The organism is Wolbachia endosymbiont of Tuta absoluta (assembly GCF_059414725.1).
The window spans coordinates 1-1324 of the sequence record NZ_JBNRJY010000141.1 but is presented as its reverse complement, the minus strand read 5'-3'; the positions used below and the strand labels follow the sequence as shown (position 1 = coordinate 1324).

Below are 1324 nucleotides of genomic sequence, written 5' to 3'. Positions count from 1 at the left end.
CTGCGCGCCGTCTCGGGTGTCCGGCCAGCCTCAAGCCAGCGCCGTGGTCACCCTTACCTCCCCCACCAACAACTTGTGCACCGGGCAGGCTTCTGCAATCTGCTTGAGCCGGCTGCGCTGCTCTTCGCTCAAATCACCTTCCAGCTGAATGCTGCGCACGATGTCGTTGCCCGATGCGGCGCCGCCATCGGGGTTCAGCGCCAGCTCCACCTTCACGCCCGTCAGCGGCCAGGCCTTGCGCTGTGCATACATCTGCACCGTAATCGTCGTGCAGGCACCCAGGGCCGACAGCAGCAGCTGCATGGGGCTGGGGGCCGTGTCACCACCGCCAGCGGCCTGTGGCTCATCGCCATACCATGCATGGCCTTGGGGGTTGTGCAGATCGATCCCAGTACTGGGATTACAAGAAAGAGCTACTGGAACGACATCATTATAAAGTGAACCAGTGTCTGGGGATGGGATGACATCTTCTTGACAGATAATGTTCGTGCAGTAAGCACTAGGATGATACCATCTGTTGTACCTGCAAATTGCAATCTTCGTAAACGTATCTGTGAGATGGAAAAAATTCAAATTATAAATGAGTTGTATGATAGTATTTATGCAGCATTAAAAGCAAACTCTGATTTAAAGAAATATGTTACTAACATCTATGATTACCTGCCTAAGCAGGTTACTATTCCTTATCTGAGATTGCGCATAGTAAATTATGTTAACCTGCATATGCTATCTAATTTTGCTACAAAAGTAAGATTTTCATGCGACATATATACTTATCATATAAGCAGCATGCTTGCTGCTATAAAGCATGTTGGCTTGGTGGTAAAGAGCATTAGTAGTGAGACCATTTTGGAAAGTAATTGTGTTATAAATCAGCATGATGAAGTTTTACATTCAACAATTAATTTTGATATTTTAATACAAGGAGGTAGCGATGAGCAAATTACAGCTGAAAATTAAAGGTCATGACAATAATTTTGTTGTGCTGAATAATATACGAAACTTAAGGTTTACTTTGCGTAATAACAAAGAGGAGATGAAAGATATTTCCTCTTTTGGCTGGAGAAAAGTGCTTGATTGTGCTGGAAGTAGAAAGATTACAATAAAAATTAATGGCATTTTAAATTCAGTATTGGCTGATGAATTATTGCGTAATTCTGCAATGTTAAACTCTAATAATGATTATGAGATTAGTTTTAATGCTAAGGAGAAGATAAAACTCAGGTGTTCGGTTGAATTGTATGAGAGATATTATGATCGATCTATGATTGCGAACGTTTGCAGTAAAGCAAACCGCAGTGAAGCGGTAATTTGTACTCGTATT

Annotated in this window: 3 protein-coding genes; 2 read left to right on the top strand and 1 reads right to left on the bottom strand. The window is 42.9% G+C overall.

Annotated features, from left to right (window positions below; genetic code table 11):
• Nucleotides 1-30: 30 nt before the first annotated feature.
• Nucleotides 31-573: an OsmC family protein gene (locus tag ACJ5GX_RS01540; RefSeq protein WP_495292618.1), complete on the bottom strand. Its 543-nt coding sequence runs from the start codon at nt 571-573 to the stop codon at nt 31-33.
• On the opposite strand from ACJ5GX_RS01540, the gene gp17 reads away from it, so the two are divergent.
• Together gp17 and ACJ5GX_RS01530 are read left to right on the top strand one after the other, a co-directional pair.
• Complete coding sequence (gene gp17, locus ACJ5GX_RS01535) at nt 559-960, top strand: tail completion protein gp17 (RefSeq protein ID WP_033445336.1); 402 nt, start codon at nt 559-561, stop codon at nt 958-960. The genes ACJ5GX_RS01540 and gp17 overlap by 15 nt on opposite strands.
• Nucleotides 935-1324, top strand: a 390-nt coding sequence (locus ACJ5GX_RS01530) for a phage tail tube protein (protein ID WP_495292617.1), incomplete at its 3' end; no start/stop codon positions are given. The genes gp17 and ACJ5GX_RS01530, both read left to right, overlap by 26 nt.

Coding starts and splice junctions, on each gene's coding strand:
- gp17 (WP_033445336.1), top strand. CDS start 559: ATGGAAAAAATTCAAATTATAAATGAGTTGTATGATAGTATTTATGCA.